1 rRNA gene is annotated in these 257 nt (G+C 55.3%); it reads left to right on the forward strand.

Annotated elements, in window-relative coordinates:
* Nucleotides 1-257, forward strand: a 23S ribosomal RNA gene (locus J3482_RS20555); the annotation flags it as partial.

The raw sequence follows: 257 nt of genomic DNA on the forward strand, positions 1-257 counted from the left end.
AACCGGGTGATCTACCCGTGGTCTGGGTGAAGTGCTGTTAACACCGCATGGAGGCCCTAACCGACTGGCGTTTAAAAGCCAGGGGTTGAACTGGGGGTAGGGGTGAAAGGCCAATCAAACTCCGTGATAGCTGGTTCTCCCCGAAATGCATTTAGGTGCAGCGTCACGTGTTTCTTGCCGGAGGTAGAGCTACTGGATGGCTGATGGGCCTCACCAGGTTACTGACGTCAGCCAAACTCCGAATGCCGGTAAGTGAG

Source organism: Alicyclobacillus suci (genome assembly GCF_017329615.1).
In the GTDB taxonomy this organism is placed as follows: Bacteria; Bacillota; Bacilli; order Alicyclobacillales; family Alicyclobacillaceae; genus Alicyclobacillus; species Alicyclobacillus suci.